We start from the raw sequence: 8,641 nt of genomic DNA on the forward strand, positions 1-8,641 counted from the left end.
TCTCGCATGGCCACTTGTGATGCTGATAATCTTTTTGACTATCAGTCCGTACTCACAAGCACCCACACGAATTGCTTGATTCGATTTGTTAAAGAGCGTTTGGTTAAGAGCCTTTCGTCTCAACCGAGGCGCGCATTCTACGCTTTCCTCATTTGCTGTCAAGCATTTATTTTGAAGTTTTTGCGAGAAACTCGTTTAGCTTCAAACACTTGACTCGCTGCGATCTGTCGTAGCGGGAGGCGAATTCTACAGCGTTTAAAACCGCTGTCAACCTTCTTCTCAACCACTGACGATCAGTTGATCGTAGCCCTTTCAGCGCTTTCCGAATCGGCTAACTCGTTGAATCTCAAGGAGTTTGTCGTTCCGTTGTCGCTGGAAGTGGGGCGCATTATAAGGGGATTCGAAAGGGCGTCAACCTTTAATTTCATTTAATTGAAATATTCCAGGCGAAGACCGTATCAAGGCCGACAAGTGCCTGCCACAACACATGCAGCGCCTATGAGATCGAGCGCCGCCCTGACGCCCGCCACAGCACAGCAACAACCAACCCCCAAAAACAAAACGGGGAGGCCTACCGGCCTCCCCGCTACTCCCTCACCCCTTACAAGCTAGGGAATGCAAACTGCGATGCCTCGTGGCTAGCCCGCTGCGGCCAGCGCTGGGTGATCGCCTTGCGACGGGTATAGAAGCGCACCCCGTCCGGGCCATAGGCATGCAGGTCACCAAACAGCGAACGCTTCCAGCCACCAAAGCTGTGGTAAGCCACTGGCACCGGCAGCGGCACGTTGACACCAACCATGCCCACTTCAATCTCGTCACAGAACAGGCGCGCCGCTTCGCCGTCACGGGTAAAGATGCAGGTACCGTTGCCATACTCGTGATCGTTGATCAGCTGCATGGCCTGCTCCAGGCTGTTCACCCGTACCACGCACAGCACCGGGCCAAAGATCTCTTCTTTATAGATACGCATCTCCGGGGTCACCTTGTCGAACAGGGTGCCACCGACGAAGTAGCCATCTTCATTACCGGCCACTCGGAAGCCACGGCCATCCACCACCAGCTTGGCGCCAGCGGCAACGCCGTCATCGATGTAACCCACTACCTTGTCACGCGCAGCAGCGGTCACCAGTGGACCCATGTCCAGGCCGCACGAAGTGCCAGCACCAATCTTCAGCGCCTTGATCTGCGGCTCCAGCTTGGCAATCAGGGCATCGGCCACCTGGTCGCCCACGCACACTGCCACCGAAATGGCCATGCAACGCTCGCCACACGAACCATAGGCTGCGCCCATCAGTGCGCTGACCGCGTTGTCCAGGTCGGCATCCGGCATCAGCACTGCGTGGTTCTTCGCACCACCCAGCGCCTGCACACGCTTGCCGCGCTTGGTGCCTTCGGCATAGATGTACTCGGCGATCGGGGTAGAACCAACAAAGCTCAGCGCTTTCACTTCAGGCGCTTCGATCAGCGCATCCACCGCTTCCTTGTCACCGTGCACCACGTTAAGGATGCCCTTCGGCAGGCCGGCTTCCAGCAGCAGCTGGGCAATGAACAGGGTCGAGCTTGGGTCACGCTCGGAAGGCTTGAGGATGAAGGCGTTACCGCAGGCGATGGCCAGCGGGTACATCCACAGCGGCACCATGGCCGGGAAGTTGAACGGGGTGATACCGGCAACCACACCCAGCGGCTGGAAGTCGGACCAGGCGTCGATGTTCGGGCCCACGTTACGGCTGTACTCGCCTTTCAGCACTTCCGGCGCTGCGCAGGCAAACTCGACGTTCTCGATACCACGCTTCAGTTCGCCGGCGGCGTCTTCCAGGGTTTTGCCGTGCTCTTCGCTGATCATCTGCGAGATACGCGCTTCGTTCTGCTCCAGCAGTTGCTTGAAGCGGAACATCACCTGGGCGCGCTTGGCCGGCGGGGTATTGCGCCAGGCCGGGAAGGCCGCCTTGGCGGAATCGATGGCTTCCTGCACGGTCGCGCGGCTGGCCAGCTCGACCTTGCGCACGGCCTGGCCGGTGGACGGGTTGAAGACATCGGCGGTGCGCTCACCCTTGGTAACCAGTTCGCCGTGGATCAGGTGCTGAACAATGCTCATGCAAAACTCCAGATAAAGAAGGTAGCGGCTGGCGCGCGATACGTTCACGCACCTGGCATCAAATTCGGAAAGATCAGTCGATCAGGTTCAGGGTTTCGCCCACTGCGTCGAACAGGCGGTCCAGTTCCTGCGGCGTGGTGTTGAAGGTTGGGCCGAACTGCAGGGTGTCGCCACCGAAGCGTACGTAGAAGCCAGCCTTCCACAGTTTCATCGCCGCTTCATACGGACGGACGATGGCATCACCGTCGCGGGCAGCGATCTGGATGGCGCCGGCCAGGCCGTAGTTGCGGATATCGACGATGTTCTTGGTGCCTTTCACGCCGTGCAGCAGCTTCTCGAAGTGCGGCGCCAGTTCGGCGGCGGACTGCACCAGGTTTTCCTTCTGCAGCAGGTCCAGCGCGGCGATACCGGCGGCACAGGCTACCGGGTGGGCCGAATAGGTATAGCCGTGCGGGAATTCAACGGCGTATTCCGGGGTCGGCTGGTTCATGAAGGTCTGGTAGATCTCGCTGCTGGCGATCACTGCGCCCATCGGGATGGCGCCGTTGGTCACCTGCTTGGCGATGCACATCAGGTCCGGGGTAACGCCGAAGGCTTCGGAGCCGGTCATCGCGCCCATGCGGCCGAAACCGGTGATCACTTCGTCGAAGATCAGCAGGATGTTGTGCTGGGTGCAGATTTCACGCAGGCGCTTCAGGTAACCCTTTGGCGGCGGCAGTACGCCGGCGGAACCTGCCAACGGCTCGACGATCACTGCAGCGATGTTGGAGGCATCGTGCAGCTCGATCAGCTTGAGCATTTCGTCAGCCAGGGCGATACCGCCCTCTTCCGGCATGCCTTTGGAGAAGGCGTTCACCGGCAGCACGGTGTGAGGCAGGTGATCGACGTCCAGCAGCTGACCGAACATCTTGCGGTTACCGTTTACGCCACCCAGGCTGGTACCGGCGATGTTCACCCCGTGGTAGCCACGGGCACGGCCGATGATCTTGGTCTTGGTCGCCTGGCCTTTCAGGCGCCAGTAGGCACGCACCATCTTCAGCGCGGTGTCGGCGCACTCGGAACCGGAGTTGGTATAGAACACATGGTTCAGGTCGCCCGGCACCAGCTCGGCAATCTTTTCAGCCAGCTGGAACGACAACGGGTGGCCGAACTGGAACGCCGGGGAGTAGTCCAGGGTAGCCAGCTGACGGGTCACCGCGTCGGTGATTTCCTTGCGGGTATGCCCGGCACCGCAGGTCCATAGCCCAGACAGGGCATCGAAGATCTTGCGCCCTTGGTCATCGACCAGGTAGTTGCCTTCGGCCGCCACGATCAGGCGTGGGTCGCGCTGGAAGTTGCGGTTGGCGGTGTAGGGCATCCAGTGGGCATCCAGCTTGAGCTGGCTGGCGATACCGGCGGTAGCGGTTTCGGGCATGTTCATCGGCGGTTCCTCGAAAGACGATTAGGCAACGATGGATGTTGTTGCAGCTAAATTGGCACGGCGATAAAGTCTGAAAAAGCCAACATTTCTAATCTTCAGACAGGCCACGACTAAACTAATGAGCCGACGCCCCGATCCACTCGCCCAGGTCAGCGACTTCGACATCCGCCTGCTGAAGATCTACCGCAGCGTAGTCGAGTGCGGTGGCTTCTCGGCCGCCGAGAACGTGCTCGGCATTGGCCGCTCGGCCATCAGCCAGCAGATGAACGACCTCGAGCAACGCCTTGGCCTGCGCCTGTGCCAACGCGGCCGCGCCGGCTTCTCGCTGACCGAGGAAGGCCGCGAGGTCTACCATTCGGCACTGCAACTGCTCAGCGCCCTGGAAAGCTTCCGCACCGAGGTCAACGGCCTGCACCAGCATTTACGGGGCGAGCTGAACATTGGCCTGACCGACAACCTGGTTACCCTGCCGCACATGCGCATTACCCACGCCCTGGCCGAGCTCAAGGACCGCGGCCCCGATGTGCGCATCCAGATCCGCATGATCGCACCCAGCCAGGTCGAACACGGCGTGCTCGATGGCAGCCTGCATGTCGGCGTGGTGCCGCAGACCAGCCCGCTGTCAGGCCTGGAGTACCAGCCGTTGTACAGCGAACGCTCGCTGTTGTACTGCGCGGTCGGCCACCCGCTGTTCTATGCCGATGACCAGCAGATCGACGACGACCGCCTCAACAGCCAGGAAGCCATCACCCCCACCTTCCGCCTGCCGGCGGATATCCAGGCGCATTACCAGGCGCTGAACTGCACCGCCAGTGCTTCGGACCGCGAAGGCATGGCCTTTCTCATCCTCACCGGGCGCTACATCGGCTACCTGCCAGACCACTACGCCACCTTCTGGGTGCAGCAAGGCCGCTTGCGCGCCCTCAAACCCAGTCAGCGCTTCTATGACCTGAGCCTGAGCTGGGTAACGCGCAAAGGCCGGCGGCCGAACCTGGTGCTGGAAAGCTTCCTCGAAAGCCTGGCTGCGACACGTTGATGCCAGTCTCTGCCGCAAACGCTTGTCACTTCGGCGCAGGCAGGTAATCTTGTCCGACAGCCGCAGCCACTGACCCGTACGGAATCGTCCATGACCCTAGAAGTCCCTGCGCACCTCCCCTCCACCTCGGGCAAGCCCGCGGGCCGCATCCGCCAGAAAAACGAACAGGCCATCATCCAGGCCGCCGAAGACGAGTTCGCGCGCCATGGTTTCAAGGGCACCAGCATGAACACCATCGCCCTCAAGGCGGGGTTGCCCAAGGCCAACCTGCATTATTACTTCACCAACAAGCTGGGCCTTTACATTGCCGTGCTCAGCAACATCATCGAGTTGTGGGACAGCACCTTCAACGCCTTGAGCGTCGAGGACGACCCGGGTGAGGCCCTGAGCCAGTACATCCGCACCAAGATGGAATTCTCCCGACGCAACCCGCAAGCCTCGCGGATTTTCGCCATGGAAGTAATCAGTGGCGGCACCTGCCTGACCGAATATTTCAGTGCCGACTACCGCGAATGGTTCCGTGGCCGGGCTGCGGTGTTCCAGGCCTGGATGGACGCCGGCAAGATGGACCGGGTCGACCCGGTACACCTGATCTTCCTGCTGTGGGGCAGCACCCAGCACTACGCCGACTTCGCCACCCAGATCTGCCAGGTCACCGGCCGCAGCCGCCTGACCAAGCAGGACATGGAAGACGCGAGCAACAACCTTATCCACATCATTCTGAAGGGCTGCGGCATCAAGCCGGCTGCCTGACTTTCATTTATGCCTTCTACCCTGCTCGACCTCTGCGAATACCGCGAGGAAATCCGCAAAAGCCGTTTCATCACCCTCGCCGGGCCAATCAGCAGCGCCGCCGAAGCAATGAGCTTCATCGAGCGCCACAGCGACCTGGCCGCCACCCACAACTGCTGGGCCTGGAAGCTTGGCGCGCAGTACCGCAGCAGCGATGACGGCGAACCAGGCGGCACTGCGGGGCGGCCGATCCTGGCGGCCATCGAAGCACAAGACTGCGACCAGGTGGTGGTGCTGGTGATTCGCTGGTACGGCGGCATCCAGCTGGGCACTGGTGGCCTGGCCAGGGCCTATGGCGGCGGCGCCAACAAGTGCCTGCAACAGGCGCCCAAGCGGCTGCTGGTGCAGCGCAGTGAATTCACCTGCAGTTGCAGCTTCAGCGAACTGGCATTGGTGAAACTACGCCTGGCAGAGGTTGACGGCCTGGTCCTGGATGAACAATTCACCGCCAATGGCGTGGACCTGCTGGTTGCCCTGGGTGACGCTCACCTGGCGCCATTGCAGCAGCAGCTGGCCGACCTGAGCCGCGGGCGCATTCTGCTGGAAGCGCGCTGAACATTGCCCACAACAACTGTGGGCCGGCCTGTGGATAAGCTTGGGGCATTCTCTTGCAGGCTACTGCTTTCAAGGCCCGCAGAGCTTTGATCATATTTTGATCACTGTTTGATGACAGCTGCAAACTGCTGAAAGGTCAAGAGTTATCCCCAATTGGATGTCAGGCACGCCTGCCTGGGGGAACGTCAGCTTGCACACAATAACTGTGGACCAGCCTGTGGATAACCCGTGCGCCAACAGGCGAACCGCCCGGCCAGCCAAGGGTGCGGCGCGACTGATCGTTTTTTAGCCAGCCTGCAAGCCGATCTACCCATATGAGAACGCGATCCTTTTGTGGGAGCGGCCTTGCGTCGCGATAGGGCCGCAAAGCGGCCCCGGCAATTCTTTTGCGGTGTTGCTGAAATCCTGGGGCTGCTTTGCAGCCCATTCGCGACACAAGGCCGCTCCCACAGGTATTGCACCGCCTTTGGATGAAGGGCTGCAAATCGGCCCCAGTGCATTATCCTCAATACCCTTATTTGCCAACCGATCATGGAGCGCATCCACATGGCCAACACAAAAACCGCACTTATCATCGGCGCCTCGCGCGGGCTCGGCCTGGGCCTGGTGCAACGCCTGCACGAAGACGGCTGGAACATCACCGCCACCGTGCGCAACCCGCAGCAGCCTGGCGCCTTGGCAGCGGTGCCCGGTGTGCGTATCGAGCAGTTGGAAATGAACGACACCGCCCAGCTCGATAGCCTGAGGCAACGCCTGCAAGGCCAGGTGTTCGACCTGGTGTTCGTCAACGCCGGCGTCATGGGCCCACTGCCGCAAGACCTGGAGACGGTACAAAACAAGGACATCGGTGACCTGTTCATGACCAACGCCGTGGCACCGATTCGTGTGGCCCGCCGCCTGGTCGGCCAGGTACGCGAGGGCAGCGGCGTGCTGGCCTTCATGAGTTCGATCCTGGGTAGCGTGACCATCCCCGACGGCGGTGAAATCTGCCTGTACAAGGCCAGCAAAGCGGCGCTGAACTCGATGATCAACAGCTTTGTCGTCGAGCAGCAGCGCCCTGACCTGTGCGTGCTGGCCATGCATCCGGGCTGGGTGAAAACCGACATGGGCGGTGAAAACGCCGAGATCGACGTGCTCACCAGCACCCGAGGCATGCTTGAGCAGATCAAGGCACAAAGCGGCAACGGCGGCTTGCGCTTCATCAACTACAAAGGCGAACCCTTGGTCTGGTGATTCACCGGGTCGCAGCCAGGCCGGGCGCATTGCCCGGCCAGCCCCTGTAGAATGGCGGCAACCGTACCTGATTGAGATAAGCCCCTATGTATGACTGGTTGAACGCCCTGCCCAAGGCCGAGCTGCACCTGCACCTGGAGGGCTCGCTGGAGCCCGAGCTGCTGTTCGCCCTGGCCGAGCGCAACAAGATCGCCCTGCCCTGGGCCGATGTGGAGACCTTGCGCGGTGCCTATGCCTTCAACAACCTGCAGGAGTTTCTCGACCTGTATTACCAGGGCGCCGATGTGCTGCGTACCGAGCAGGACTTCTACGACCTGACCTGGGCCTACCTGCAACGCTGCAAGGCGCAGAACGTTATCCACACCGAACCGTTCTTCGACCCGCAAACCCACACCGACCGCGGCATCCCCTTCGAGGTGGTGCTCAACGGCATCAACCAGGCACTGAAGGATGGCCGTGAGCAACTGGGCATCAGCAGTGGCCTTATCCTCAGCTTCCTGCGCCACCTCAGCGAAGATGAAGCGCAGAAAACCCTCGACCAGGCCCTGCCGTTCCGCGATGCTTTCATCGCCGTTGGCCTGGACAGCTCGGAAATGGGCCACCCGCCGAGCAAGTTCCAGCGCGTGTTCGACCGCGCCCGCAGCGAAGGCTTCGTCGCCGTTGCCCATGCCGGCGAAGAAGGCCCGCCCGAGTACATCTGGGAAGCCCTCGACCTGCTGAAGATCAAGCGCATCGACCACGGCGTGCGCGCCATCGAGGACGAGCGCCTGATGCAGCGCATCATCGACGAGCAGATCCCGCTCACGGTGTGCCCGCTGTCGAACACCAAGCTTTGCGTGTTCGACCACATGAGCCAGCACAACATCCTCGACATGCTCGAGCGCGGCGTGAAGGTAACGGTCAACTCGGACGACCCAGCCTACTTCGGGGGCTATGTCACCGAAAACTTCCACGCCCTGCACACCCACCTGGGCATGACCGAAGACCAGGCCCGTCGCCTGGCCCAGAACAGCCTGGATGCCCGGCTGGTCTGATTGAACGAGGGCGTTACGCTCAACCGACCTGCAACGTCGCCACGCGGGCTATGCGATTGATCTGCTGGATACCCAGTGCCGAGATATGCAATGCCCGCGTGTCCTCGGCCTCGCGCATCCAGCCCGATTGCAAAAACAACCTGAACAACGCCTGGCCCAGCACACCGCCCAGGTGCGGCCCTTGGTCGTCCCACTCGGTGCAGCGGCAGATCACGCAACCGCGTTGCTGGTGTGGCGCCAGGGCATCGATGTAAACCCCGACCAACGCCAACTGCGCCCGCCCCTCATCACTCACCATCAACTGTCGGCCGCTGCCCTCCAGCCAGCCGGCCACCACCAGACGGTGATACAACTCAGCAGCCAGTTTGAACTGGTCAAGTAATTTTGGACACCGGTTAAGGTTCATGCCGCTATCTTGAGCTTTTCCTCCATGGCTACCGGTGTTTCATAGCCGTTGTAGCTGTGGAGGCGCTTGA

At 61.0% G+C, this 8,641-nt stretch carries 7 protein-coding genes and 1 pseudogene; 5 read left to right on the forward strand and 3 right to left on the reverse strand.

Annotation, left to right across the window (positions count from 1 at the left end; all coding sequences use genetic code 11):
* Positions 1–601 precede the first annotated feature (601 nt).
* Both ABE456_RS27625 and ABE456_RS27630 read right to left on the reverse strand, forming a co-directional pair.
* Positions 602–2,095 (reverse strand): CoA-acylating methylmalonate-semialdehyde dehydrogenase, encoded by a 1,494-nt coding sequence (locus ABE456_RS27625; RefSeq protein WP_023662877.1) that lies wholly within the window; start codon positions 2,093–2,095, stop codon positions 602–604.
* Positions 2,096–2,168: 73 nt separating this feature from the next.
* Positions 2,169–3,515, reverse strand: a complete 1,347-nt coding sequence (locus ABE456_RS27630) for an aspartate aminotransferase family protein (protein ID WP_346646758.1) — start codon at positions 3,513–3,515, stop codon at positions 2,169–2,171.
* Positions 3,516–3,633: 118 nt separating this feature from the next.
* On the opposite strand from ABE456_RS27630, the gene ABE456_RS27635 reads away from it, so the two are divergent.
* The 5 genes from ABE456_RS27635 to ABE456_RS27655 all read left to right on the forward strand — a co-directional run bounded on the left by ABE456_RS27635 (position 3,634) and on the right by ABE456_RS27655 (position 8,165).
* Complete coding sequence (locus ABE456_RS27635; protein ID WP_346646759.1) at positions 3,634–4,551, forward strand: LysR family transcriptional regulator; 918 nt, start codon at positions 3,634–3,636, stop codon at positions 4,549–4,551.
* A gap of 90 nt (positions 4,552–4,641) precedes the next feature.
* Positions 4,642–5,304 carry a TetR/AcrR family transcriptional regulator gene (locus ABE456_RS27640; RefSeq protein WP_346646760.1) on the forward strand — a complete coding sequence of 221 codons (663 nt, stop codon included), beginning with the start codon at positions 4,642–4,644 and terminating at the stop codon, positions 5,302–5,304.
* 9 nt (positions 5,305–5,313) lie between these two features.
* Positions 5,314–5,898 carry a YigZ family protein gene (locus ABE456_RS27645; RefSeq protein WP_346646761.1) on the forward strand — a complete coding sequence of 195 codons (585 nt, stop codon included), beginning with the start codon at positions 5,314–5,316 and terminating at the stop codon, positions 5,896–5,898.
* A gap of 546 nt (positions 5,899–6,444) precedes the next feature.
* A complete protein-coding gene (locus ABE456_RS27650; protein ID WP_346646762.1) occupies positions 6,445–7,131 on the forward strand; it encodes an SDR family oxidoreductase in 687 nt (228 codons plus the stop codon).
* A gap of 86 nt (positions 7,132–7,217) precedes the next feature.
* Positions 7,218–8,165, forward strand: coding sequence for an adenosine deaminase (locus ABE456_RS27655; protein ID WP_346646763.1), 948 nt, complete (start codon positions 7,218–7,220; stop codon positions 8,163–8,165).
* 19 nt (positions 8,166–8,184) lie between these two features.
* On the opposite strand, the pseudogene ABE456_RS27660 reads toward ABE456_RS27655, so the two are convergent.
* Positions 8,185–8,532 (reverse strand): annotated as a pseudogene (locus tag ABE456_RS27660) (transcriptional regulator); the annotation flags it as partial.
* Positions 8,533–8,641: the final 109 nt, after the last annotated feature.

Origin of the sequence: Pseudomonas sp. TWI929, from assembly GCF_039673335.1 — a bacterium.
Lineage (GTDB): Bacteria > Pseudomonadota > Gammaproteobacteria > Pseudomonadales > Pseudomonadaceae > Aquipseudomonas.

Bases quoted from the DNA above. Each gene is read 5' to 3' on its own strand.
- ABE456_RS27630 (WP_346646758.1), bottom strand. From the start codon at position 3,515: ATGAACATGCCCGAAACCGCTACCGCCGGTATCGCCAGCCAGCTCAAG.
- ABE456_RS27650 (WP_346646762.1), top strand. From the start codon at position 6,445: ATGGCCAACACAAAAACCGCACTTATCATCGGCGCCTCGCGCGGGCTC.
- ABE456_RS27645 (WP_346646761.1), top strand. From the start codon at position 5,314: ATGCCTTCTACCCTGCTCGACCTCTGCGAATACCGCGAGGAAATCCGC.
- ABE456_RS27655 (WP_346646763.1), top strand. From the start codon at position 7,218: ATGTATGACTGGTTGAACGCCCTGCCCAAGGCCGAGCTGCACCTGCAC.
- ABE456_RS27625 (WP_023662877.1), bottom strand. From the start codon at position 2,095: ATGAGCATTGTTCAGCACCTGATCCACGGCGAACTGGTTACCAAGGGT.
- ABE456_RS27635 (WP_346646759.1), top strand. From the start codon at position 3,634: ATGAGCCGACGCCCCGATCCACTCGCCCAGGTCAGCGACTTCGACATC.
- ABE456_RS27640 (WP_346646760.1), top strand. From the start codon at position 4,642: ATGACCCTAGAAGTCCCTGCGCACCTCCCCTCCACCTCGGGCAAGCCC.